This window comes from Pantoea alhagi, from assembly GCF_002101395.1.
In the GTDB taxonomy this organism is placed as follows: domain Bacteria; phylum Pseudomonadota; class Gammaproteobacteria; order Enterobacterales; family Enterobacteriaceae; genus Mixta; species Mixta alhagi.
In genome coordinates, this window is the sequence record NZ_CP019706.1 from 3417548 (window position 1) to 3441635 (window position 24088).

At 51.6% G+C, this 24088-nt stretch carries 21 protein-coding genes and 1 pseudogene; 11 read left to right on the forward strand and 11 right to left on the reverse strand.

Features of this window, described 5'->3' with window-relative positions:
* Window positions 1-436 precede the first annotated feature (436 nt).
* Window positions 437-970 carry a hypothetical protein gene (locus B1H58_RS16145; protein WP_085071485.1) on the forward strand — a complete coding sequence of 178 codons (534 nt, stop codon included), beginning with the start codon at window positions 437-439 and terminating at the stop codon, window positions 968-970.
* A gap of 371 nt (window positions 971-1341) precedes the next feature.
* On the opposite strand, the gene B1H58_RS16150 is transcribed toward B1H58_RS16145, so the two are convergent.
* Window positions 1342-1602 carry a hypothetical protein gene (locus B1H58_RS16150; protein ID WP_085071486.1) on the reverse strand — a complete coding sequence of 87 codons (261 nt, stop codon included), beginning with the start codon at window positions 1600-1602 and terminating at the stop codon, window positions 1342-1344.
* 260 nt (window positions 1603-1862) lie between these two features.
* On the opposite strand from B1H58_RS16150, the pseudogene B1H58_RS21080 reads away from it, so the two are divergent.
* Window positions 1863-1958, forward strand: a pseudogene (locus B1H58_RS21080) (con-10 family general stress protein); the annotation flags it as partial.
* A 211-nt stretch (window positions 1959-2169) separates the two neighbouring features.
* Here B1H58_RS21080 and B1H58_RS16160 read toward each other — a convergent pair.
* From B1H58_RS16160 to B1H58_RS16180, 5 genes are all read right to left on the reverse strand, one after another.
* The gene (locus tag B1H58_RS16160; protein WP_085071488.1) at window positions 2170-3585 is read right to left on the reverse strand and encodes a hypothetical protein; all 1416 of its coding nucleotides are present in this window, start codon (window positions 3583-3585) and stop codon (window positions 2170-2172) included.
* A 227-nt stretch (window positions 3586-3812) separates the two neighbouring features.
* Window positions 3813-4001: a hypothetical protein gene (locus B1H58_RS16165; protein WP_085071489.1), complete on the reverse strand. Its 189-nt coding sequence runs from the start codon at window positions 3999-4001 to the stop codon at window positions 3813-3815.
* A 512-nt stretch (window positions 4002-4513) separates the two neighbouring features.
* Window positions 4514-5728 carry a diguanylate phosphodiesterase gene (locus tag B1H58_RS16170; protein WP_085071490.1) on the reverse strand — a complete coding sequence of 405 codons (1215 nt, stop codon included), beginning with the start codon at window positions 5726-5728 and terminating at the stop codon, window positions 4514-4516.
* Between the two features lie 294 nt (window positions 5729-6022).
* Window positions 6023-6271 (reverse strand): DUF883 family protein, encoded by a 249-nt coding sequence (locus tag B1H58_RS16175; RefSeq protein ID WP_085071491.1) that lies wholly within the window; start codon window positions 6269-6271, stop codon window positions 6023-6025.
* 573 nt (window positions 6272-6844) lie between these two features.
* Entirely contained in the window at window positions 6845-7543 is a 699-nt protein-coding gene (locus B1H58_RS16180; protein ID WP_085071492.1) for a CTP synthase C-terminal region-related (seleno)protein, read from the reverse strand.
* A 203-nt stretch (window positions 7544-7746) separates the two neighbouring features.
* Between B1H58_RS16180 and B1H58_RS16185 the strand changes: the two genes are divergently transcribed.
* Both B1H58_RS16185 and B1H58_RS16190 read left to right on the forward strand, forming a co-directional pair.
* Window positions 7747-8628 carry an alpha/beta fold hydrolase gene (locus B1H58_RS16185; RefSeq protein WP_085071493.1) on the forward strand — a complete coding sequence of 294 codons (882 nt, stop codon included), beginning with the start codon at window positions 7747-7749 and terminating at the stop codon, window positions 8626-8628.
* A gap of 234 nt (window positions 8629-8862) precedes the next feature.
* Window positions 8863-9510 carry a metallophosphoesterase gene (locus tag B1H58_RS16190; protein WP_085071494.1) on the forward strand — a complete coding sequence of 216 codons (648 nt, stop codon included), beginning with the start codon at window positions 8863-8865 and terminating at the stop codon, window positions 9508-9510.
* Between the two features lie 18 nt (window positions 9511-9528).
* On the opposite strand, the gene rsmF is transcribed toward B1H58_RS16190, so the two are convergent.
* The 3 genes from rsmF to yebS form a co-directional block, all read right to left on the reverse strand.
* Window positions 9529-10968 carry a 16S rRNA (cytosine(1407)-C(5))-methyltransferase RsmF gene (gene rsmF / locus B1H58_RS16195; RefSeq protein WP_257788817.1) on the reverse strand — a complete coding sequence of 480 codons (1440 nt, stop codon included), beginning with the start codon at window positions 10966-10968 and terminating at the stop codon, window positions 9529-9531.
* 104 nt (window positions 10969-11072) lie between these two features.
* The gene (locus B1H58_RS16200) at window positions 11073-13709 is read right to left on the reverse strand and encodes a PqiB family protein (protein WP_085071496.1); all 2637 of its coding nucleotides are present in this window, start codon (window positions 13707-13709) and stop codon (window positions 11073-11075) included.
* On the reverse strand, window positions 13675-14916 hold the full coding sequence (gene yebS, locus B1H58_RS16205) for a membrane integrity lipid transport subunit YebS (RefSeq protein ID WP_085071497.1): 1242 nt from the start codon (window positions 14914-14916) through the stop codon (window positions 13675-13677). The genes B1H58_RS16200 and yebS overlap by 35 nt, the downstream gene beginning before the upstream one ends.
* 218 nt (window positions 14917-15134) lie before the next feature.
* Here yebS and B1H58_RS16210 point away from each other — a divergent pair, with 218 nt between their 5' ends.
* The 4 genes from B1H58_RS16210 (at window position 15135) to htpX (ending at window position 19606) form a co-directional block, all read left to right on the forward strand.
* Entirely contained in the window at window positions 15135-15635 is a 501-nt protein-coding gene (locus B1H58_RS16210) for a GAF domain-containing protein (protein ID WP_085071498.1), read from the forward strand.
* 96 nt (window positions 15636-15731) lie between these two features.
* Window positions 15732-16421 carry an RNA chaperone ProQ gene (proQ, locus tag B1H58_RS16215; RefSeq protein WP_085071499.1) on the forward strand — a complete coding sequence of 230 codons (690 nt, stop codon included), beginning with the start codon at window positions 15732-15734 and terminating at the stop codon, window positions 16419-16421.
* 19 nt (window positions 16422-16440) lie between these two features.
* Window positions 16441-18486 (forward strand): carboxy terminal-processing peptidase, encoded by a 2046-nt coding sequence (gene prc / locus B1H58_RS16220; RefSeq protein ID WP_085071500.1) that lies wholly within the window; start codon window positions 16441-16443, stop codon window positions 18484-18486.
* 238 nt (window positions 18487-18724) lie between these two features.
* Complete coding sequence (gene htpX / locus B1H58_RS16225) at window positions 18725-19606, forward strand: protease HtpX (RefSeq protein WP_085071501.1); 882 nt, start codon at window positions 18725-18727, stop codon at window positions 19604-19606.
* Window positions 19607-19702: 96 nt separating this feature from the next.
* Here the strand turns inward: htpX and B1H58_RS16230 are convergent, their stop codons facing one another.
* Window positions 19703-21085, reverse strand: coding sequence for an MFS transporter (locus B1H58_RS16230; protein WP_085071502.1), 1383 nt, complete (start codon window positions 21083-21085; stop codon window positions 19703-19705).
* Between the two features lie 188 nt (window positions 21086-21273).
* On the opposite strand from B1H58_RS16230, the gene kdgR reads away from it, so the two are divergent.
* Window positions 21274-22065 (forward strand): DNA-binding transcriptional regulator KdgR, encoded by a 792-nt coding sequence (kdgR, locus tag B1H58_RS16235; protein WP_085071503.1) that lies wholly within the window; start codon window positions 21274-21276, stop codon window positions 22063-22065.
* 49 nt (window positions 22066-22114) lie between these two features.
* On the opposite strand, the gene B1H58_RS16240 is transcribed toward kdgR, so the two are convergent.
* Window positions 22115-22357, reverse strand: a complete 243-nt coding sequence (locus tag B1H58_RS16240) for a YobH family protein (RefSeq protein ID WP_085071504.1) — start codon at window positions 22355-22357, stop codon at window positions 22115-22117.
* A gap of 180 nt (window positions 22358-22537) precedes the next feature.
* Here B1H58_RS16240 and B1H58_RS16245 point away from each other — a divergent pair, with 180 nt between their 5' ends.
* Both B1H58_RS16245 and B1H58_RS16250 read left to right on the forward strand, forming a co-directional pair.
* On the forward strand, window positions 22538-22804 hold the full coding sequence (locus B1H58_RS16245) for a YebO family protein (protein ID WP_085071505.1): 267 nt from the start codon (window positions 22538-22540) through the stop codon (window positions 22802-22804).
* Window positions 22805-22832: 28 nt separating this feature from the next.
* Window positions 22833-23837, forward strand: coding sequence for an MBL fold metallo-hydrolase (locus tag B1H58_RS16250; RefSeq protein ID WP_085071506.1), 1005 nt, complete (start codon window positions 22833-22835; stop codon window positions 23835-23837).
* Window positions 23838-24088: the final 251 nt, after the last annotated feature.

Here is a 24088-nt window from a genome sequence, read left to right on the forward strand (position 1 = left end):
CACGCCACGCCGGGGTTAACTGTTCGTTATGCGTAGTCAAATAGCAAACTGACATGATGTACGCTGTACGGCGCTTGCTGCGGGGGCATCTGATGCATTGCATTTATTATCTTATCGGTTTTCTGTTCAATGATATGAAAAAGGCCTTAAGCGTAATGCCTGTAAAAATGGCTGTAACATCATGCATTGAGGTAATGTCGCTCACGTGTTTATTTTATCAATGCAATATTAATTTTTAGCGCTGGCTTTTTATTAAGCATACCCTATGCTTAAAATATAAACAAAAAAGGAGCTGCCGGTAAACTCATCTGATGTATAAAAATTTTCATAAAATCAAAGAATAACAAAATGCTTTTTACCCGGGACGCTGTGGTTGTGCCAGTCTTTTAGCTCTACCGGGCAAAATATTGATTACAATAAAAACGGGGAATAAAAAATGAAAATTGCCTGCCTTGCCTGGGGTTCGCTTATTTGGAAGCCGGAAAATTTACCTTTAGCTTTTGACTGGAACCCGGACGGTCCTGTTATGCCAATTGAGTTTTCCCGTGTAGGAGATCAGGGCGAACTCGCTACTGCTATCTGCATGAATGCCCCACCTGTACAGGTTTACTGGGCTTTGCTGGATACCAACACCCTTCAGCATGCTATCTCATCCCTGCGCGAACGAGAAAAAATCCCTGACTCTCGGGAGGACAGCGTAGGTAAATTTTTACTGAAAAGCATGCCCACCGGGGTTCTGGCTAACTGGGCCGTAGCACAAAAACTGGATGCGGTAATATGGACGGCTCTGCCGCCAAGGTTTTCTGGTCTTGAAGGCCGTATTCCTTGCGCTGAAGATATCCTGGAATATCTTGGCTTGCTTGAGGGAGAAAAGCTTCAGCATGCTCAAAACTATCTGAAAAAAGTGCCAGCTAACATCAATACGCCTTATCGCAAGCTTGTTCGTGAGCAACTGGGATGGGATTGTTAAGCAGGGAGAAAGAGAGTTAAGGCATTTTTGGTCAGTGAAATTATAAAATAGATGATTAGACGAAAAAATAACCCTCCATTAAGGGAAATCCATTATCTCTGGAGGGGATGCAAGGCACCTGTCGTTACAGAAGCATTATTAAATAATTAGAATCTTATATTTTGATCTCGAGCAATTTTGTCATAAACCTGACAGAACAAATCAATAAGCCAGATAGCTAGCTGTTTCTTTACAAATCGCTTTTAATAATCTTTATTAGCGCCGGGATAATCACGGAAGTAAACAGCGAGAGCGGCAGGAAAGAGGCAAGTGGCTTTTGGTTTTTGACAGCGCTCAAAGCAATGCTCTGAACGCTGCGAATTTAAATTTCATTAATCAATTGGGGCAGGTTGTAGCAGGTCGATAACATCATCGATCTCATTACTGGCGGCATGTCTGTCAAGGGCAACGGCATAGTACTTTCCTTTACAGTAATGCTTTTTTACCACAACCCGGTGGCCGGCAGCATTGTCACCCTGGCCCGCTGATGGAGAGGACAACGTGGTCGGAACAACCAGTTCGTCTTCAAGCTTCTCCGCTTCAATAATTCGGTTATAACCGTCACTGGAAAGCAACAGATGTTGAATGCGCATATCCCTTCCTCTTGCTGATAGATTGGTACGAGTCTGAAGAAATTGTAGCGCAACGCTTATCAAATGCCGGAATAGCCTGATCAAAGAGTTCTTTGAGGCAGGCATTTAGCGTAGTAACAGACGTATCAGGCGCCTCTTGCTATCGATCCGGCATGGTGAACGAATGTTGATTCGTCCTTATCTCTCGCCGCGTACAGCCTGACCGTCTGCTTATTACCTGCCTGGGCCATTAATCTAATGACAAAAGTTCAGGAGGATAAATGGCCTGGCATCGTGGAGGTTGCGGTAACTTTGCAGAAAACCGGGAGAAAACATCTGAAGCAGGTAAAAAGGGCGAACATAGCCACAGCGGTGGACGAAAGGATGAATAAAGAACACCTGTTCTTTTAACTGCCAGCCCCAACGGTACAGGTTGGGGCTATAACTTTTCAGGCCAACTCGTCTTGGCGAAAAATCCGGTTACACGCTGAAGCCGTAGGGGAAAACCCCGTGAAACAGAGAGTGCGTATAGATGGCAGACTGATTCATGCTATCGACATATATTGATATTTATCAGTGCGTTAAAGCCTACAGTGTGACGCCAGCATTCTCCAGCACCTGAATGATTTTAAGGGCACCGGTATAGTTAATATGATCGCCATCAAGGAAATCAATGCGATCAAAATCCTGATGCGCGGAAAGGTCGTGCAGAACAAAACCATCACCACACAGGCTGTCCAAAAAAGCCCGGTTTTCCTGCAACATCCCCTGATGCATATGTTCGCGGTAGGCTGCGGGAAAAGGCGGGATGACATAATGAACGGTTATTCCACTTTTTTTAGTTTGTTCCGCTATCTCCAGCAGTAAGCGCATATTCGCTTGCTGGCTAAGCTTATATTTATAATTTTTACTGTGTAACTTCGCTCGTGCTGCGCTGCTGACCGGAGCCTCGCTTTCATCCAGAAAAGCGGCATCTTCTTTTCTCTGCTCCCAAAAATCATGGCATTTTGCCAGGGTTTCAGCACACTCCAGTTTTTGATGAATATTGTTGAGAGCGGGAACATTCATTTGGAAAGGAATGATTTCCGCAGCCCATTCACAAGCCGTGCGATCCACAATCGGCTGCCTGGTTTTATGGTGAGGGATAATATTGTTTAACTGATTGTAATGACTAAGAATATGAACAACACGGATATTCTCTTCCGCTCTGGTTTTGGCCAGTTCATAAAAGAGATCAAACATACCAAACATGATAACGATCTCTTTAACATTTCCCCTCTCAGTGTAATGCGCAATCATCGCCTGAGCCTGTTTCAGATCCATACTGTGCATTGCCAGATTAACAGCGGAACGAAGGTTTTTTTGAGGGAATGCATGATAGCAATAAGAGTTGCCAACAATTAAGGTCGCCGGATCTTTATTGATTAAACGAAGATGCTTTTCCTGCAGATAAGCAATGAAAGTATCTTCATTATATGAAAAGGGAGCCGCCTTGTTGAACATCACTTCCTGAAAGTCCGCAATGAGCAGGGCCGCATTAACTTCAGGGAGCGTGAGAATATTAGCCGCATCATGATCGTAGATGATGACTGGCCGCTGGCTTTCAGTAAGCTGCTGGTGAAATGCTGCTGCAGAAACCGGTTCGGTTAAGGTGCATTTGATAAAGTAGAAATTCCCCAGCGCGCTTTTATCCAGGTATTGATAAAAATATCCGGCATGTTCTTCATTACCAAAGAAAAATATATCTAATTTTTGGTGATGAAAAATATTTAACCAGTAATGCCAAAGCGCTTCTTTCAGGCAACCTGTTTCAGTCTGCGCCAGCCCGCTTTCCAGCACTGCTGCCACGCTATTCAGCAGATTGATGGTGGGTTCATTATCCATGATAAAGGCGGGATGGTCAGACAGGCATTTCACCAGTTGATTAACCGCTTGCTCTGCATTACTTTCAATGTTTTTAGATAAGCTCTGAATTTCTTTAAGAAAAACCAGTTCCTGTGCCAACGTCTATTCCCCCTTCAATCGTTTTGCTCAGTGTAACGGGCCTGACGATTATCTATGGGAAAATAACGGGGGTAATTAATGCGCTTTTATCAGGATTACTTATGTTTTGGCAATGATCCGGGTTAATGATATTGCGATGGCAGACCTGTGATTTTCATACTTCAGCATGCTTTTTGCCAGCAATAAAAAGGGCCGCCATAGCGACCCTGTCATCTGTCTTTATGATATCAAACAGCATTCATAGCTGTTACGTTGATGTCAGATCGTAGAATGCCATGTCTGGCAGATTGCTCATCAAAGAAGTCATTTAAAGCACGAGCAGCGTTTTCGCCATGAATTGGCAAAGACATTTCAATGGCTTTTTCGCCTTTTTTAACGATGAACTTTACGAACCAACTTTTCTTAACTGAACTCATTCTTTGCCTCCCCTGGTGATAAGTCGGGTATCTCCCCGTGATTATTTAATCGGCGAATATTGCTAAAACTTTAACCATTTTTATGGCGAGTGGTCGTTAATGATGACAGCTATCGCTTTTATCATCCTTCTGCGCGCTGGATAACGGCGCAACCGGAGGCATATTGTGCCTAAGCGCTGGCTCGCATTGCGCTGATACCGATCAAAATTCATACGCACAGCGGTATTGGCATGATTGAATGTGCACTCTCGCTGACTGAAGGCAAAATTTTGTGGGGCTTAACGCAGTTTATACGCATTTATGCACAGGCTACCCCCATTTTCTGTGGATAACTAACCGGCGGTTTTTACCCGTGATTTAATCTGTTGTTAGCCAGTACGAGAAAGGGTGTTTAGCCCACAGCAGAGAATGGCGTGCGGTCGTTACGGGCGCGCGCATTGGTCAGCGCGCCCGTAACTCGAAAAGAACCCCGGCAGGGATGAAAAGAGGACATAAGTAGAAAATGATTGATTTTAATTAATTTTTTCAGGCCACGCCACGGCAGGAATGCCGTTCAGTTTAGGTCTGGCAAAGAGATCGCCCTGAAAATTACAGATACCTGCGGCTTCCAGCCACATCCATTCTTCCGGTTTTTCTACGCCTGTGGCGATAACGCAAATTTCCAGGGAAGAACAGCATTTGATAATTGCCTGAACGATCGCCTGTTTCGGGCCGCTTTTATGAACATCACGAATAATGGTGTGGTCGATTTTTACCCGATCCGGTTGAAATTGCACCAGCAGTGAAAGTCCGGCATATCCTGCGCCAAAATTATCTATAGCAAGGCTGATGCCTGCAGCCTTGAGTTGCTTAATGGCCGTTTCCACTTCCTCGATCCGTGAAATAACTTCGTTCTCAGTGATTTCAACAACGATCTGCTCAGGTACCAGCCCATTTGCTTCAATCTCACTCAACAAAAAGTTAACGGCATTTGGGACCATAACCAGCGACATCGGCAGCAGGTTTACAGAAAGCGTTTGTGCTTTAATCCCTAACTTTTTAGCCAGCGCAAAGGCAGCCTTCTTGGATTGCAGATCGTTCCGGTAGATTTTATCGCGCGAAAGCGCTGATGAATCGTCCAAAGGTGAGCCTTCACACACAGGCTGTATCAGAGCTTCAAGCGAGTCTGTTTGACAGGAAAAGGGATCGATAATGGGCTGCATGGACACGCTAAAGGTTTCGGCTTCGGTGGCCAGCGCTTCCGGCTGAGAAAGGGAGGTATCATCGCTAATGAAATCCCAGTAATCTGCCGGCGGGATTTCAAAATAGTTCTCTTTTTCCCGGGCTTCGACAAAGGTGCGCAGGAACTGTAGCGCTCTGTCACTATAAGTCAGCTGGTATTTTGAGGTGCCTCTGTCCAGTACGGCCTGAAGAACGCTCTCCTTGTCATATTTCCGGAGATCGAACAGTTCCATTCCTGTATTACCAAAGCGACGCGCAGGTGCGTAATCCCGTAACAGTTCCACCAGGTTATGATGTCGTGGATCGCGGCAAATCGCGGCATAGATGGAAAGCACCGCTTCTTCAGGGCCTTCCAGCAGCTGGAAAAAGTGGGTGCCATTGAACAGTAAAATACCGGTAACGCCATATAATTCATTGTGACTATTGGCCTTGATGACCATTTGCTCCAGTTCTTTAACCGGGACGTCATCGACAAGGTGGCTGCGATAGATAAGGGTAGATAACATAGCGTATTCCGTGGTGTTTGTGTTTATGTTGCACACCTTAACAGAAGCCTTTACGTTGTTGTCCATATCTATTAAAAAAGCATCAACATCTTTCCTGATCCATGTTCGTTCAGAAATGTGGCTTAAAGCGGCGTCTGGGGATTTTAGTGTTAAATGTGAAAGAGAAAAGCTGAGTGGCTTGTCAGACAGGAAGCAATGCTGATTGGTTGCGGCAGGACGCGGACCGAGAAGTTACAGCTTATTAAAAGGTTAGGCAGGATCAGGCTGGCAGGAAGCCTGCCAGCCTGCGAGACGTTATTTACGACCCAGCAAATAACCAAATACCACCCCGACAGCGGCAGCAATAGCTAAGCCGCCCATCGGATTGGAAGAGACCTGGCTGCGCACGGTATCAGCGGCATCTCGTACTGCGTAGCTCGCCTGGCTGGCATATTTACGTGCGCTGCCCTGAGCTTCATCAGTATAGCTATCCGTTGCGCGACCGTAAGCTTCCTGAGCCCTACCTGCGCCTTCACGTACTTTATCTTCAACTTTACCTAACATATTTTTCTCCTTTGAAAGCGTTGAGTAAATGAAGTCTAGCAGAAATAAAATTAGCTGCCGGGTGACGGAAAAAAACAGAGCGGATTTACAGCAGCTTGACATATTTACCGCAATTTATTGGCAGAAGTTTCGCCCAAAACGGCATAGTAAATAAATAACGCAGGCATTGCCAGGTGGGCCAGGCATGCAGCTTATTAACTGAATAACCTGGTGTTTTTATCTTTTGTGATTGGTTCCTTATCAGAAAGATAAGTTTTATAAAAAAACGACAAATTAAGATTAATCTGTGCAAACAGTCGCGTCATGAAATATTTAAAGAGATGACAAATAATTACTCTCCTTGAAAATAAGCCTGTATTGTTGTGGAGCACGGCGTAGTTAAATAAAGTCTCAATAGAAAGGAAATAATTTAATCGATGAGCCGTTTTTTAGTGCGGTTAATAAGCCAGCGCGAACTTCCTGCCAGGTGAATCCCATTATTGAATAACAATTTTTGCTGATGCTGATGCTGATGCTGATGCTGATGCATTGCTGAGAGGTGAGAACAGGGGAAAGCATTTCCCCTGTCTTAGATCAGTTACGCGCTGCGGCTGCTTTAATCCATGCCAGCACCAGCGGCGAAATTTCCTGGCGTAGCGCTGCGCGTTCAGACTGAAACAGCGTGGCGACAAAAAAGCGGTGGTCGGGCAGCTCAATAGCGCGCGCATCGCCAGCCATATCATGGGCGCTAATGCGTAATGGAAACGCCTCCAGTTCACGAATAAAGTCGGGGTTAACACCGAAATTACAGTGATAGCCTTCATGCGTCTGCAGACTGCCGTAAGCGTCAGCAATGCGGCTGCCTGGCACCAGCTGTACATCGCCGGTTTTCTCTACCAGTGAGCATGCCAGCGGCGTGATCACTAAGCGTCCCGCCTGGTCTGTTTCCGCATGTCCGGCATCGTGCCAGCCCATCACGTTGCGCGCATATTCTACCAGCGCATACTGAAACCCGCCGCAGGAGCCCAGAAACGGAACCTGCTGTTCACGCGCCCAGCGAATAGCGGTAAAGGCGCCGCGATCGTGTTGATAAGGGCTGCCGGGCACCAGCCAGATGGCATCATAGCTTGTCAGAGCATCTGCGTTATGGATCGAGGTGGTCGGCAGCCAGTCCCAGCTGGCAGTAATATTTAACTGGCTTAGCGCCAGAGGAATGGCCAGTGGAATAGCCTGATGTGCAACGGCGGACGGGCGATAATCGCCGACTAAGGCAAGACGAACAGCAGCGGACATCTTCAGCTTCCTGTGCAGTGAAAAAAGGAGATGAGTCAAATTCTGCTCCTTTTATAGCGGTTTTGGTTAATTTATGCGATAAAGAGCACAGATTTAAGCGTAGAAAAAGAAGTTATCGTAACGGTCTTGTGGACCAGCTCCTGTGCGATAGCCCGCCGTTCGGCCAACTCATCTTCTTCATAACCGTCACGGGAATCCGTTTAATGCATACCAAACCAGCAATTTTACTGGCAGGCGTTCTGGCGCTCGCTCCTGCAATAGCGCAGGTGGAAACGCAGCACAGCCATTGGGGAACACGCTGGCAGCGGCTGCCAGCTACGCCCGTTCCGGTGGCTGGCATGCAAACAGGCTATGCCGATGTAAACGGTATCCAGCTTTATTACGCCACAACAGGCAAAGGCGCGCCCGTTATCCTGCTGCATGGCGGGCTGGCCAACAGTGATTACTGGGGGCTACAGGTCACGGAGCTGGCGAAGCACCATCAGGTGATCCTGGTCGATAGCCGTGGACATGGCCGCAGTACGCGCAATGCGCGGCCTTACGGTTATGATTTGATGACCGACGATATTATTGCTTTGATGGATCGCCTGCATCTGCCGACAGCCGCTATTGTTGGCTGGAGCGACGGAGCAATTATCGGGCTGGATATGGCGATGCGTTATCCGCAGCGGGTAAGCAAAGTGTTTGCTTTTGCGCCAAGCACCACTACGCAGGGCGTAAAAGCAGGCACCGAAAAAAATCCGCTGTTTGCGGCTTATATTTCCCGTGCGGAAGAGGAGTATAAAAAGCTGTCGGCCACGCCCAATGATTATGCGAATTTCAGGCGGCAGATTAGTCAGATGTGGCAGTCGCAGCCTGGGTGGCGCGACGAAGATTTAGGCAAGATTACAGCACCGGTAATGATTGCTGATGGCGATCATGATGAGGCGATCGATCGCAATCATCTGGAGCATATTGCCGCAACCATTCCTGACGCTGGCCTGCTGATCCTGCCTACCGTCAGCCATTTTGCCTTTCTGCAGGCGCCGAAAGAGTTCACCGATGCGGTGCTGCACTTTCTCGATGATAAAACATCCCGCACTTGATCTGTAAACGTGCGGCGACCATCGCGCTTAGCCAACAATGAGTTTATGTGCCAGGCGGGCCATAATCTCCAGTAGCAGCACGCTGCCGCTAAAAAGGCAGATTAGCATCAAAATAAATTTCTTTTGGTTATTCATTCTGTTCCGCACCTGTGAATTGACTCCGCTGCTACACTTTAAAGGCAACAGCCTTAACCGCATATCAATATCCCCCTTACAGCTGTAAGGAAAACCAACATGTTGTATCAATACCTTAATGGTGCTAACTGGCGGCATATTTATATCGTCGGCGATTTGCATGGCTGCCACGCCTTGCTGGATCGCCAACTGCTGGCGGCGCGCTTTGATCCGCAGGAAGATCTGCTGATTTCAGTAGGCGATCTGATCGATCGCGGACCGGATAGTTTGGGCTGCTTGCGCCTGCTGGCGGAGCCCTGGTTTCGCAGCGTGCGCGGCAATCATGAAGAGATGGCGCTGAACGCGCTGCAGCAGAACGAAACCCTGCTGTGGAAAATGAACGGCGGGGATTGGTTCTGGCGGCTGAATGCTGAACAGCGCGATGAGGCGCAGCGCGCGCTAATACAGTGTCAGACGCTGCCTTTGATCCTGCATATTAGTCTGGAAGAGCGCACAGTGGTTGTGGCACATGCTGACTATCCGGCAGCGCATTATGCTTATGAACAGCCTGTTAATGAATATGACGTGGTCTGGGGACGCGAACGTATCCATCGTTTACAGCGCGGTCAGGGAGAAATTATTACCGGAGCGGATGATTTCTATTTTGGTCATACACCGCTGGACCAGCCGCTAAGCGGCTGGAACCAACACTTTATTGATACCGGTGCGGTGTTCGGCAATCAGCTTACGCTAATTAAAATTCAATAAGCTGATGCCAGCGTCCCGTTAGCGCCGAAACAGTTTACCGTCGCGCACCAGCTCACGTGGATAGCTGTTTTTCAAACGCTGTCCCACCTTTTTCGCCAGGCCAAGCGGCTGTTGCTGCCAGGTCACCAGCACTTCATCGCGTGGCAGCGGTGCCTGTGGCCAGATATCACGCCCGCGATACCACTCTTCCGCTTCATCTTCGCTTAGCTCAACACTATTAGTGGCATCGGGACGGGCAAGGGCGATCACCGCTTCATGCTGCCAGCGATAGCCTTTGTTGAAGGTTTCCGCCAGTTTCAGCCCAATGCGTGAAAAACGCACCCGACCAAAAAGCGACTCTGCTGTGCCGGGAAACAGCCAGATCTCTTTATCGCGCTGCCATAGCGAGTGCGAAGAGGGGCAGTGCAGGCCAGATTTTGCAGCAGCCTGAATCACCGTCTGCGCATCCTTACGTGACAGCGGGCTGAAAGGAAACTTGCCAACCTTGTAACCTGGCACAGGCGGCGGTTCCACGCCGTGCGTTTTGCGCAGTCGCGCCACAAAGAAGCCTTCACTATCGAAAAGCTGCGGGAAAACGTGCAGAAAACCTTCCGGCGTAACGGCTTTATCCGCGCCGGGAAATAGATCGTTTAGTGCATCGATCTCTACGGCATCAGGATATCGCTGGCAAAGCCATGACACGACCTGCTGATTTTCCAGCCTGTTCAGGGTACAGGTGGAATAAATCAGCGTGCCGCCGGGCCTGAGCGCATGAAAAGCGCTGTCGATCAGATCGCGCTGGGTGGCGGCGATAGCGTGAGTGCTTTCCAGCGTCCAGTTGCGCAGGGCGTCGGGGTCTTTACGAATCACACCTTCGCCGGAGCAGGGCGCATCAAGCAGAATGGCATCAAACGTTTCCGGCAGCGCCGGGCCAAAGACGCGCCCGTCAAAATGGGTGATTGCCGTATTGCTGATACCGCAGCGGCTGATATTTGCGTGCAACACTTTTACCCGGCTGGCCGCATATTCATTTGCGACAATGACGCCATGGTTATTCATCAGTGCCGCCATCTGGGTCGTTTTCGAGCCGGGCGCAGCCGCCACATCCATCACACGCTCAGGTTGTGGCTGTACAGCGAACAGCGCGCTAACCGGCAACATTGAGCTGGCCTCCTGGATATAAAAGAGCCCGCTGAGATGTTCGGCGACGCTGCCCAGCGGCAAGGCCTCATCTTCTTCACTGCGCGTTATCCAGAAACCTTCAGCACACCAGGGGATTGGCGTGAGCTGCCAGCCATAGTCAGCCGTCTGGCTTAAAAAATCCGCCACGCTGATTTTCAGCGTATTCACGCGCAGACTACGGCGCAGCGGCTGCTGGCTGATAGCCAGAAAGTCCTGCAGGCTGGCTTCATCGGGCAGCGTTTGCCGCATCAGATCAAGAAAGGCCTCAGGGAAAGGGGCTCGGGATTGTTGGGGCACGACAGAGTTCCGGTAGTTGCAAAAAATCAGGCGGGAAGTGTACCACAGCCAGGACAAAAGCTGATGAAGAGGGAAGCCTGACAGCCAGGCTCCCCCGCAGGCGATCAGGAGGAGGGGATTGCCGTCCCCCATTTACGCCACTCTTTTGGCTCGCCATCCTGCAGCAGGAAATGTTTGCCGGAAGAGGCCCGTGGCGCCAGCGGCACCGTTGGCGGCGTGGCAAATTGAATGCCGCCGCGAATAAACTGCTGGAAGGTGCCGGTTTTCACTACGCCGCCAATCAGGCCAAACTCCAGGTTATAGCCAGAGGCCAGCCAGAACACTGAGTTGTTGCGCACCAGATGCTGATACTTCTTGCTGATGCGCAACTGAACCTGCACACGATCCGCCATGCTGCCGAGCGAGGTGCCGGTTACCGTACCAACCTCAACGCCCCGGAACAGTACCGGCGTGCCGATGCCCAGCGATCCCGCTTCCGGCGCATCAACCACAATACTCAGCCCGTCCAGATAACGTGAGTCAGTAATGGTGGTTTCCTGCAGCTCAAAACGGCGCGTCAGACTGCCTTTACCCGGATCAACGTTGATATAAGGCTGCAACAGCGTTTCCAGGTGATTGACCCCGGTAGCGGATATTTCCGGCGACACCACCGAGAAACGGCTGCCGTTGCGGGCGAAGCTTTGCACATATTCCGGATACAGCACCGCTTTGGCGATCACCTGATTATGATCCTGGCTGAGTGCCAGCGACTCCACCTGACCAATATCAATACCCAGGTAGCGAATCGGCATGTTGGCAGAGAGCTTGCTGCCATCATAGGTGTGCAGCAGAATCTGGCTGCCGACGGCGCGAGCGGCAGTTTCGGAGCTGTAGAGCACGCGCGTTTCATTTTTGCTGCTGCTGGCTCCTTCAAGGTTATCAAAGCTGATGGCACCGCGCAGCGCCCGGTTCAGCGGTGAGGCCTGAACCGTTAGTCCGCTGCCGTTCAGCTGCACTTTGGCCCCGCCTTCCGCCCAGAACACACTATCGGGGGTCAGCAGCTTGCGATATTCCGGCTTAATATGCACCGCCACCACAAACTCGTTGGCCTTCGGCGTCACATCAACAATTTCACCTACCTGGAACTTGCGATAGAGCACCACGGAACCGGGCTGAATATCCGGCAGGCTGTTAGCCGTCAGCGTCAGGGTGGTCGGCGGACGTTCGCCGGTAATGCCTTCCTCCGCTTTCTCCGCATTGGCGTAGAGCGGATACCGATCGCGCGGCGCGCCTTTGCTGCCGGGCTCCAGGCGAATACCGCCATCTACCCATTCGCTGGCGCTGGCACCCAACACTTTCATGCCATCAAGACCAAATTTAACGTCCAGTCGGCTGTTGATAATAAATTTGCTGTCGGCATGTACCAGCTGACGATGTTCCGGGGCAATTGCCGCTTCGAAATCCACCCCTTTTTCGGTGAGGTGGCGACGGATCACCTGACCAATCTGAATGCCGCGCAGCACAACCGGCTGGCCCGCATCAATGCCGTAGCTTTCCGGCGCGCTCAGGCGTACGGTCAGCACATCAGGCTGCTGTAGCAGCGCCTCGTTGCTTTGGCGGACCTGAAAACGATTTTGCGGGTCGCCCTCGCCAGGAATCAGCTCCAGCGTGGTGCCGGTGAGCAGCGCACTCAGGTTGGGATTATTCAGGGTAACTTTCGGACTACGCATTTCGATACGCGTACCGCTGCGCATCAGACCCACCACGGAAGGATCCAGTGTCAACTCGCCGATCACGTTGCCGCCAGGCTGTAGCGTTATTTTGGTCAGGGTACCCACTTCCAGTCCCTGATAAATGAGCGGCGTGCTGCCTTCCTGCAAACCTTTGCCATTGGGCAGATCGAGCGTGACGATGACGCCACGCTGGCTATGTGCCAGATCGGGATAAAGCTGATAGCTGCTTTCGCTGGCGGCCTGCTGCGAGGCGGGCGGAGAGTCAAAGGCAATAGCGCCGTTCACCAGCGCCGCAAGGCTTTCCAGCTCTACTTTCGCCCCGCTAAGATTCACATCCGCCTTAACGCCGGAAACGTTCCAGAAGCGACTATCCTTTTTCACCAGGTTAGTGAAGCGGCGCTCAATCAGCGCATCAATCGTTACGCCGTTATTATCGGGATTAATCGTGTAGTCATAGACGCGGCCGACCGGGATTTTGCGGTAGTAGACGGGCGAGCCGGTATTCAGCGAACCCAAATCCGGCGCGTTTAAATGCACCATCATCTCGCCGGTGTTAACACGGTATCTGGGCTGCGTATCCAGCGCGACGAAGTTTTCCCGGCGCGGCCCGCTCTTGCCGGGCATCATACCGATGTAGTTACCGCCGACTAACGCATCCAGCCCGGAAACGCCCGCCAGCGAGGCTTTGGGCGTCACCAGCCAGAATTGCGCATCTTCACGCAACGCGTCGCGCATATCGCTTTTAATACTGACGCGTACCTTGATTTTACGCAGATCGTCGCTGAGGCTGATGCCCTGCACGGTGCCAACCTCAACGCCCTGATAGCGTACCGGCGTGCGACCCGGCACGATACCGTCCGCCTGGGCAAAGTCGATGGTTACCGTGGTGCCGCGCTCCTGATAGTTGGTCCACAGCAGCCAACCGGCAATCATCAGAGCGATAAAAGGCAGCAGCCAGAACGGCGAAATTTTACGCTTGTTGGTTATCCGCGCTCTAGTCGGTGTAGTCGGCGTTTGTTGCATGAGCATCCCAAATAAGACGGCTATCCAGCCACTGTACGGCAAGGATAGTTAAAATTACTGCGGCGCCAAAATAGAAGGCGGCCGGTCCCATAGTAAAAGCCAGCAGCTGGTCACGATTCACCAGCGACATGGTTAACGAAATCACAAACAGATCCAGCATTGACCAGCGGCCCACCCAGGTCACCAGTCGCAGCAGTCGGATACGGGTTTTTAGCCCTTGCTGACAGCGAAAATGAATACTGAGCAACAGCACCAGCAGCACCAGCACCTTGGTAAAAGGCACCAGAATACTGGCGATAAACACAATCGCTGCCACCGGGATATTGCCGGAGGCCAGCGACAGAATGCCGGAAAAAATGGTGTCTTCCTGACGCGCGCCGTTGAGATAAATGATAGAAATTGGCAGCAGGTTAGCCGGTATCAGAAAAACGATGGCTGCTATGAGCGCCGCCCACGATTTTTGCAGGCTCAGGGGGCGACGATGAGCAAGACGCGTATGGCAGCGCGGACAGCGTCCACGATCATCCGGCAAGCCGGTATGATGACAGTTCAGGCAGACCTGTAGCTTCTCCTGCGCAACCTCCGCCTGCGGCTGCGGATAGAAGCGATGCCACAGCTGCTCCATATTCAAATGGATCATGGTTAACAGGCTAAGGATCATCAGTGCGATAAACGCCACCAGCCCATAGCCAATGTCAATATCGGCATAATCCTTTACCTTGATAGAGGCGACCGCAACGCCCATCAGGTAAATATCCAGCATGACCCACTCTTTCAGGCGCTCAAGCATCAGCAGTACCGGGCGCAAATTCATGCCCAGCCGGTTGCCGAAAAACAGAAAGCCGATAGCGCCGACCAGCGTAACCGGCGCGCCAATGGTGCAAAAAGTGACCATCGCAGCGGTCAGCACGTCGCCCTGCATGGTCATCTGCATAATGCCCGTCAGAACGTTGGCGCGAATTGGCGTGCCCAACAGGCGGATCTGGATAAGCGGCTCGATAAAAGCAAAAGGCATTAACAGCAGCATGGTCACCGCCATGGCCATTAATCGGGTCATTGACCAGTCCCGGCCGGTCATGATTTTAGCGTTGCAGCGCGGACAATGAGCAGACTGGCACGATTTAACATCCGGTAAGGAAAAAAGGGTATCGCATTGCGGACAACGCTGATAACGTTCATGGGGCAGAACGTGACTGATAGTGTGTATTTTCATATAGTGAAGCAGTGACCCTCATCGTGCAGATAAGCACGGTCCTTGAATGATGCAAAACGGACGCTGAGGGGCATAGCCCGTTTTGATAATCCGATCCGCAAGATACTAAGGTTATATTAACTGCCGGAATCCTTCACCTTGTGGCAATGGATATTTAGTGCTTATTTTACCGGACGGCTCAATTGTAGCCGTCCGCTTGCTTTTAAGATGGTCAGGAAATGAACAAACAAGAATTTTATCACGATCTTAACCGCGATCTGCGTGCGCTTATCGCCGGTGAAACCAGTTTTCTCGCCGCGTTAAGCAACAGCAGCGCGCTACTGTTTGAGCGTCTGGAAGAGGTTAACTGGGCAGGCTTTTATCTGTTAACTGAAGAGAAGACGCTGGTGCTGGGGCCGTTCCAGGGCAAAATCGCCTGCGTACGTATTCCGGTTGGCCGTGGCGTGTGTGGCACGGCAGTTGCAGAGAAAAACGTGCAGCGTGTTGATGACGTGCATGCATTTCCGGGTCATATCGCCTGTGATGCCGCCAGTAACGCTGAAATCGTGCTGCCGCTGATCGTCGATGGCGAGGTGATCGGGGTACTGGATATCGACAGTACGCGCTTTAATCGCTTCGACAGTGAAGATGAAACTGGCCTGCAAACCTTTACCAGTGAGCTTTGCAACGTGTTAGCCCAAAGCGATGTTAAAAAATATATTCATCTGAATCGTGGCTAAAGCGCTGGATTTCGTGGCAATTGCTGATGGGGTCATTATAATGTCGCCTGTTCATGCCCGCGCTGGTTGGCAAACCCGTTGTAATCAGGAAATTTCATGGAAAATCAACCTAAGTTGAATAGCAGTAAAGAAGTCATCGCCTGGCTTGCGGAGCGTTTCCCGCACTGCTTTAGTGCCGAAGGTGAAGCGCGTCCGCTTAAAATCGGTATCTTTCAAGACCTCGTCGAACGTGTTCAGGGTGAAATGAACCTGAGCAAAACGCAGCTACGTTCCGCTCTGCGTCTTTATACCTCCAGCTGGCGCTATCTGTACGGCGTTAAAGCGGGCGCAACCCGTGTTGATCTGGATGGCAATGCCTGCGGTGAGCTGGAAGAGCAGCATGTTGAACATGCGCGTAAGCAGCTTGAAGAGGCTAAAGCCCGTATTCAACAGCAGCGTCAGCAGCAGCAGGCGAAAAAGCGTGAAGCGGGTGCCGGTGAAGACGCGCCAGCGCGTCGTCCGCGTAAAGCCGCCAGCCGTAAACCTGCCGAAGGTGGTCAGCCTGCGCGCAAAGCCCGCACCAATGAGGCGCGCCCGGCTCAGGATCGTGCGCCTGCCGCACCGCGTCAGCCGCGTCCGCAGCCCGTTACCGACACTTCAGCGCTGCAGCCCGGTCAAAATATTAAAGTTAAAGCTGGCAAAAGCGCAATGGACGCCACCGTTCTTGAGATCTCCAAGGATGGCGTCCGGGTACAGCTGGCATCCGGCCTGGCAATGATCGTACGCGCAGAACATTTACAGTTCTGAAACGGAGGCCACCCTGGGCATGAACAAGTTTTTTAAGATGAGCGTGATGGCGGGCCTGCTACTGGCAGGTCACGCCATTGGCGCTGATAGCATTACTCGCGCGGATCAAATCCCGCAGCTGCAGGAAGAGCCGCAGCACGCTACCGTTAGCGAACGCGTTACCTCCCGTTTTACCCGCTCTCACTACCGTCAGTTCGATCTCGATAACGCCTTCTCAGCGAAAATCTTCGACCGCTATTTGAATATGCTGGACTACAGCCACAATGTGCTGCTGGCAACCGATGTGGCGCAGTTCGCTGATAAAAAAACCACGCTGGGCGATGAGCTGCGCAGCGGTAAACTCACGGTGTTTTACGATTTATTCAATCTGGCGCAAAAGCGTCGTTTTGAGCGTTATCAGTATGCGTTGACCGTGCTGAACAGGCCGATGAGCTTTACCGGCAACGATACCATCGATACCGATCGCAGCAAGGCACCGTGGCCGAAAAATGCCTCTGAGCTGAATGCCCTGTGGGACGCGAAAGTTAAGTATGACTGGCTCAGCCTGAAGCTGACCGGCAAGCAAGACACCGAAATCAAAGATATTCTCACCAAGCGTTACAATTCCGCTATTCGTCGTCTGGCGCAGAGCAATAGCGAAGACGTTTTCCAGCTGGCGATGAATGCGTTCGCGCATGAGATCGACCCGCATACTAACTATTTGTCCCCACGCAATACCGAGCAGTTTAATACCGAAATGAGCCTTTCCCTGGAAGGTATCGGCGCGGTGCTGCAAATGGATGAAGACTACACGGTCATCAATTCAATGGTAGCAGGCGGCCCGGCGGCGAAAAGCAAAGCTTTGAGCGTCGGCGATCGGATTGTGGGCGTGGGTCAACCGGGCAAACCGATTGAAGATGTCATCGGCCTGCGGCTGGATGATGTAGTGGCAAAAATCAAAGGGCCAAAAGGCAGTAAAGTGCGCCTGGAGATCCTGCCTGCCGGTAAAGGCACCAAAACCCGTACCGTTACGCTGACGCGCGAGAAAATACGCCTTGAGGATCGCGCGGTCAAAATGAGCGTGCATAACGTCGGTAAAGATAAAGTTGGCGTATTGGATATTCCGGGCTTCTATGTCGGCCTGACCGATGATGTGAAAGTACAGCTACAGAAACTGGAAAAACAACACGTCGATAGCGTGGTTATCGATCTGCGCACTAACGGCGGCGGAGCGCTTACCGAAGCGGTGTCGCTTTCCGGTCTGTTTATTCCCAGCGGCCCGGTAGTGCAGGTACGCGATAATAACGGCAAAGTCCGTGAAGACAGCGATAATGACGGCGTGGTTTATTACAAAGGCCCGCTGGTGGTGCTGGTTGATCGCTTTAGCGCCTCGGCGTCAGAAATTTTTGCAGCAGCTATGCAGGATTACGGACGTGCGCTGATTGTCGGCGAGCCAACCTTCGGTAAAGGCACCGTGCAGCAGTATCGTTCTCTGAACCGTATTTACGACCAGATGCTGCGCCCTGAGTGGCCTGCGCTGGGGTCGGTACAGTACACGATTCAGAAATTCTACCGTATCAACGGCGGCAGTACGCAGCGTAAAGGCGTTACGCCCGATCTGCTAATGCCTACCGGTGTCGAGGCGGCAGAAACCGGCGAGAAGTTTGAGGATAACGCTCTGCCGTGGGACAGCATCAATGCGGCAAGCTATACCAAATCGGGCGATTTAAGCGATCTGGTGCCTCTGTTGACTAAAGCGCACCAGCAGCGTATCGCTAAAGATGCCGAGTTCCAGTACATCATCAAAGATATTCAGCGCTATAACGCCCTGAAGGACAAGCGCAACATTGTGTCGCTCAATCTTGCCCAGCGTGAGAAAGAGAACCGTGAAGATGATGCGCTGCGTCTGGAGCGGATTAACGCGCGCTATAAAGCGGAAGGGAAAAAGCCGCTAGCTAAGCTTGACGACCTGCCGAAGGATTATAAAGAGCCCGATCCTTATCTGGACGAAACGGTAAATATTGCTAACGATCTGGCGCATCAGTCGCCGGAACAGCCGGGTAAAAAAGCGGCAACGGCAAAATAAAACGTCGATATAACCACCCCTTAAAAGGCACCGCGTTGGCGGTGCCTTTTTTATTGCACGCTATTGTTTAGCCCGGCTGTTTAATCCCACAAAGTGAGGTTAAAAAAAGATTGCGACAAAATGTAAAGTTATGTCTTTTTAAGCACTTAAACGTTAAGTATGCTTGAAAAGCTACGCGATGTCCCTACGATGTATATCCGCGCATGGGCGCTTAGTTAACTGAGGAAGATTAAAGTTTATGATGCGTATTGCTCTTTTCCTGCTGACCAACCTTGCCGTGATGTTGGTATTCGGGCTGATTCTGAGCCTGACAGGAATTCAGTCAAGCAGTGTGCAGGGCCTGATGATAATGGCGGGTCTGTTTGGCTTCGGCGGTGCGTTTGTTTCACTGCTGATGTCGAAATGGATGGCACTGCGTTCCGTTGGCGGTGAAGTTATTGAACAGCCGCGTAACGAGACGGAACGCTGGCTGATGGAAACGGTAGGGCGTCAGGCGCAGCAGGCGGGAATCGCTATGCCGCAGGTAGCGATTTACCATGCGCCTGATATTAACGCGTTTGCCACCGGCGCACGTCGTGATGCTTCGCTGGTCGCCGTATCTACCGGCCTGTTGCAAAACATGAGCCGTGATGAAGCGGAAGCCGTGCTGGCGCATGAGATAAGTCACATTGCTAACGGTGACATGGTCACCATGACGCTGATCCAGGGCATTGTGAACACCTTTGTGATCTTTATTTCCCGTATCCTCGCACAAATCGCCGCAGGCTTTCTGTCCGGGAACCGGGAGGATGAAGAGAGCAGCAACGGCAACCCGATGGTCTATTTCGCTGTGTCGATGGTGCTGGAGCTGGTGTTTGGTATTCTTGCCAGCATGATCACCATGTGGTTCTCACGTCATCGTGAGTTTCATGCTGACGCAGGCTCAGCGCGTCTGGTCGGTCGTGAAAAAATGATTGCGGCGCTGCAGCGGTTAAAAACCAGCTACGAGCCGCAGGAGCCGGGCAGCATGATGGCGTTTTGTATCAACGGTAAAGGCAAATCATTAAGCGAATTCTTTATGTCGCATCCGCCGTTGGATAAACGTATTGAAGCGCTGCGCAGCGGCCAGTATCTGAAATAAAAGTCTCTGCCAGCCTGGCTGGAATAATGAAAAAACCACCTCTCAGGAGGTGGTTTTTTATTGCCTGCGGTTCAGGAATAGCGGCCAGCCCCGGCGTTAACTGGGCTTTTGCAACGGCTGGCGCAGGCGCGACAGGCTGAACAGCGCGGCGAGGGTAGAAAACAGACCCGCCAGCAGCAGCGAGGCGTGCGTACCCTGCGTATCAAACAGGTTAAACATAAGCGCTACCAGCGCCGCGCCGCTGGTTTGTCCCAGCAGGCGAGCCGTGCCCAGCATACCGCTGGCGCCGCCGCTGCGATGGCGCGGTGCGGCAGAAATGATGGTGTGATTATTTGGCGACTGAAACAGGCCAAAGCCCGCGCCGCATAAAATCATGCGCCAGATAATATCGCCATCTGTCGGCGCGGCGGGCAACCAGGCCAGCGCAAACAGACCAAAGGCAAAAACGGCCAGCCCGATCCCCCCCAACAACCCGGCATGAAAGCGTTCCAGCAGGCGTCCGGCAATCGGCGACATCACCATCGTGGCCAGCGGCCAGGGCGTCAGCAACAGACCGGTTTCCACCTCGCTTCTGCCCAGCACGCTCTGCAAAAAGAAGGGCAGGGAAACCATTGCCAGCATCTGCGCCAGAAATGAACAGATCGAGGTGCAGATTGAAAGCGAAAAGATGGGGATACGTAGCAAATCCACCGGCAGCAGCGGAAAGGTCATTCTCAGCTGACGCCGGATAAACAGCGTGCCGACCAGCAGCAACGCCAGCAGTTCGGCCACAATAAGCCGGTAGTCCTGGCCCTGCGCCGCGCCGCTTAGTGCTGACAGCAGCAGGCCGAAAGTCAGCGCATTCATTACCGCGCTGGTAATATCGAAACGCTGCGTTGGCGATGACTTCTGGGTGTTGTCCGGTAAAAAGCGCCAGGCCAGCAGCAGCGCCAGCATGCCCGCAGGGACGTTAATCAGAAACAGCCATTTCCAGGACGTCACTGCCAGGATCGCAGCAGCAACCGTTGGCCCCGCTGCGCTGGAGACGGCGACAATCAGCGCGTTAATCGCCATGCCGCGTCCCAGATAGCGCTGCGGATAAATAATCCGTATCAGAGCGGTATTCACGCTCATCAGCGCCGCGCCGCCAAAGCCCTGCAGAACACGGGCGAAGGTTAACATGCCGAGCGAGTCGGAAAAGGCGCACAGCAGCGAAGTAGCGCTAAACAGCAACAGCCCGCCCTGATAAATACGCCGATAACCCAGCAGATCGCCAAGAAAAGAAAACGACAGCAGTGAAATGATAATCGCCAGCTGATAGGCATTAATGATCCAGATTGATTCCGCCGGGCTGGCCTGGAGCTCGCGAGCGATAGTCGGGAGGGCTACGTTGGCAATGGTGCCGTCAAGCACGGCAACGGTTATTCCTAAAGCAATAGCGGCTATCGCGCCATAACGGCGCGGCAGCGGTAAACCGTCAGAGGATGTAGTCACAGGCATGCTTAAAATTAAAGAGAGTGAATATCACCATGCTAATGATTTTTTTAACATGATGCATCTTAATTGCATTGAAAAGTCTTACAGACACGTCACTTGTCACGCACAAATATTGCCTGCGGCAGGAAGAGCCACGTATACTGGAAATGGCGTTCCATTTTTAATAAAACAATTTTAAAAAGGCTTTGATTATGGCGAATGTAGATGGCGATAAACAGCCCGATTCGGTCTCTTCTGTACTAAAGGTGTTTGGCATTTTACAGGCTCTGGGCGAAGAACGTGAAAACGGCATTACCGAACTGTCGCAGCGCGTGATGATGTCCAAAAGTACCGTTTATCGTTTTCTGCAAACAATGAAGTCGCTGGGCTATGTTTCTCAGGAAGGCGAATCAGAAAAGTATGCGCTAACGCTGAAACTGTTTGAGCTGGGTGCCAGAGCGTTGCAGAATGTTGATCTGATTCGCAGCGCAGATATTCAAATGCGCGAGCTGTCGCGGCTGACCAAAGAGACCATTCATCTTGGGGCGCTGGAAGACGATAGCATTGTCTATATTCACAAAATCGATTCGCTCTATAACCTGCGCATGTATTCGCGTATCGGACGCCGTAATCCTTTGCACAGCACTGCGATTGGCAAGGTGTTGCTGGCCTGGCGCGATCGTGCCGAGGTGCATGATATTCTGCGTGAGGTGGAGTTCCGCCGTAGCACACCGCACACGCTGGGCAGCGAAGAAGAGCTGCTGAAAGTGCTGGACGTCGTAAAAGTTCAGGGTTTTGGCGAGGATAATGAAGAACAGGAAGAGGGGCTGCGCTGTATTGCCGTACCGGTTTTTGACCGTTTCGGCGTGGTAATTGCCGGTATGAGTATCTCTTTCCCGACTATTCGCTTTTCAGAAGAGCGCAAGCATGAATATGTCGCGATGCTGCATCGAGCAGGGCGGACACTCTCATCGCAGCTGGGCTATCACGACTATCCTTTTTAAGGAACACAAAGCGGCACTTTCAGGGTGCCGCTGTTGCTGAAGGGGCAATCTAGCCGTTATTGTCCACAACCTCAGAACTTTTTCTGAGAACAGGACAATCCGCCACGCCAATAATGCCGCTGTCGCTGTGCAGATATTGCGCTTTGATCATCCCGCGAGCCGTCAGGTACTGACACTGTAAACCGATACCGGCGACATTTTTGTGGCTGCCGGTCAGGATGCCATAGCCGGTTAGCAACAGTCCCAGCCAGATGAGTGCCAGTAAACTCACAATTCGAAGCAATATTTTCATTTTATCTCCCTGTAAAAATGGCAAGCTTCCCGCTTCGCTGCCGAAAAGGGAGCAGCATAGCCTGATTGCAGAATGAAAGCGATCGGAGGAAGCTTAAAGCGATGTTCTGACGCAGCGGCTATTCATTACGATGAATCCAGGTAAAATCGTCGGCGTAACGTAAGACAAGCAGAGGTTGTTATGAACGAATTAAATGGCGGTGGCACTCTGATGCCGCTTATCAGCAGTATTGCTTTTGCGGTGGTGGGGCTGATTGCCTGGTTTTTTGTTAATCGCGCCAGCGTGCGTGCCAGTGAACAGATTCGGCTACTGGAAGCGCTGCTGGAAGAACAGAAAAAACAGAATGCTATTCTGTATCAGCTGACGCAGCAGGTTGCCGGCGGCGAACAACAGCAGAGGGATGATGAGCAGGACCCAGATTTCACCCGCCTGATCCCGGAGCGATAAACAGTCATTACGGCTAAGGAGCAGAAGGATGAAATGGAAAAATCCCTGGTACGACGCGGAAAAATCACACCATACGCCGGAAGGATTTTGCAATCCAGAGCCTGACCTGCGTCAGTCGGGCGATCTTCAGCGCTGGCGCAAAGAGCGTAAAGCGCAGGGAGTCCCGTTTCCTCCACGGCAGGGCTATGAAGCTTTTACGCAGCAGTGGCAGCAGCAGGCCGATCTGAGCGGTGAGCAGGACTGCATATGGTGGCTGGGCCACGCGGCGATAATGCTGCGGCTGGATGGGCGCTACGGTTTGATCGATCCGGTATTATCGCAAAGAGCTTCGCCGCTGCGCTTTTATGGACCGCAGCGTAAAACGCCTGCACCGTTGGCTATTAAAGATCTGCCTTCTCTCGACTGGGTATTGATTTCGCATAATCATTACGACCATCTCGACAGGCCGACCATTAACGCTATTCTGCGACGCTTCCCACAGGTCCAGTTTATTGTCCCGCTGGGACTGGAGCCCTGGTTCCGTCGGGCAGGCGCGCGCCATGTGGTGCAGCTTGACTGGTGGCAGCAGACGCAGCGTCACGGGATAACGTTTCATGCCGTACCGGCGCGGCACTGGAGTATGCGCACCCTGTACGATCGTAATCGTTCGCTTTGGTGTGGCTGGACCATTAAAACGGAACATCTTAATTTCTGGTTTTCTGGCGACAGCGGCTATTCACCCAGCCTGCTGGACATAGCGCGTCGTCTGGGACCATTCAATCTTGCGGCATTACCCATAGGCGCATATGCACCAAGATGGTTCATGCAGGGACAGCATATGGACCCGCAACAGTCAGTATCATTACATCAGGCTATCGGCGCTCCGGTAACCATTCCTCTCCACTGGGGAGTATTTGAGCTGGCTGATGAGGCGCTGGATGAGCCGCCACAGGAGCTGGCACGGGCGCTCGAGGCGGCTAAGCAGAATAAAATGCGTTTCCGACCCTGGAAAATAGGGGGAAGGGCCAATTTAAATAATATAAACCAGGAATAATCTGATAACAGCGAGGGATGATTTAATAGTGCAACGGTTACGCTTTAAAAACGCCCTCGCCTTATTCAAAAGATCGGAATAACTTTTAAATAATAATGCTGCGTTTATTTGGGGCAGGTAAATTTATATATTCCTTTTTTGGTGCAGCCTCGCAAATTTGCTACCAGCGGGGCAGATTACAGCGATGCTATTTCTGATATTGCATGGCCCTGAAAGCAGGCGAAGACGTTGAAAAAAGGTGAAGTAAAGTT

Excerpts from the sequence above, each read along its gene's own strand:
- htpX (WP_085071501.1), top strand. The coding sequence starts at position 18,725 with ATGATGCGTATTGCTCTTTTCCTGCTGACCAACCTTGCCGTGATGTTG.
- B1H58_RS16190 (WP_085071494.1), top strand. The coding sequence starts at position 8,863 with ATGTTGTATCAATACCTTAATGGTGCTAACTGGCGGCATATTTATATC.
- B1H58_RS16245 (WP_085071505.1), top strand. The coding sequence starts at position 22,538 with ATGAACGAATTAAATGGCGGTGGCACTCTGATGCCGCTTATCAGCAGT.
- B1H58_RS16185 (WP_085071493.1), top strand. The coding sequence starts at position 7,747 with ATGCATACCAAACCAGCAATTTTACTGGCAGGCGTTCTGGCGCTCGCT.
- yebS (WP_085071497.1), bottom strand. The coding sequence starts at position 14,916 with ATGAAAATACACACTATCAGTCACGTTCTGCCCCATGAACGTTATCAG.
- B1H58_RS16200 (WP_085071496.1), bottom strand. The coding sequence starts at position 13,709 with ATGCTCATGCAACAAACGCCGACTACACCGACTAGAGCGCGGATAACC.
- B1H58_RS16175 (WP_085071491.1), bottom strand. The coding sequence starts at position 6,271 with ATGTTAGGTAAAGTTGAAGATAAAGTACGTGAAGGCGCAGGTAGGGCT.
- kdgR (WP_085071503.1), top strand. The coding sequence starts at position 21,274 with ATGGCGAATGTAGATGGCGATAAACAGCCCGATTCGGTCTCTTCTGTA.
- B1H58_RS16165 (WP_085071489.1), bottom strand. The coding sequence starts at position 4,001 with ATGAGTTCAGTTAAGAAAAGTTGGTTCGTAAAGTTCATCGTTAAAAAA.
- prc (WP_085071500.1), top strand. The coding sequence starts at position 16,441 with ATGAACAAGTTTTTTAAGATGAGCGTGATGGCGGGCCTGCTACTGGCA.
- B1H58_RS16145 (WP_085071485.1), top strand. The coding sequence starts at position 437 with ATGAAAATTGCCTGCCTTGCCTGGGGTTCGCTTATTTGGAAGCCGGAA.
- B1H58_RS16180 (WP_085071492.1), bottom strand. The coding sequence starts at position 7,543 with ATGTCCGCTGCTGTTCGTCTTGCCTTAGTCGGCGATTATCGCCCGTCC.
- B1H58_RS16170 (WP_085071490.1), bottom strand. The coding sequence starts at position 5,728 with ATGTTATCTACCCTTATCTATCGCAGCCACCTTGTCGATGACGTCCCG.
- B1H58_RS16210 (WP_085071498.1), top strand. The coding sequence starts at position 15,135 with ATGAACAAACAAGAATTTTATCACGATCTTAACCGCGATCTGCGTGCG.
- B1H58_RS16240 (WP_085071504.1), bottom strand. The coding sequence starts at position 22,357 with ATGAAAATATTGCTTCGAATTGTGAGTTTACTGGCACTCATCTGGCTG.
- proQ (WP_085071499.1), top strand. The coding sequence starts at position 15,732 with ATGGAAAATCAACCTAAGTTGAATAGCAGTAAAGAAGTCATCGCCTGG.
- B1H58_RS16230 (WP_085071502.1), bottom strand. The coding sequence starts at position 21,085 with ATGCCTGTGACTACATCCTCTGACGGTTTACCGCTGCCGCGCCGTTAT.
- B1H58_RS16250 (WP_085071506.1), top strand. The coding sequence starts at position 22,833 with ATGAAATGGAAAAATCCCTGGTACGACGCGGAAAAATCACACCATACG.
- B1H58_RS16150 (WP_085071486.1), bottom strand. The coding sequence starts at position 1,602 with ATGCGCATTCAACATCTGTTGCTTTCCAGTGACGGTTATAACCGAATT.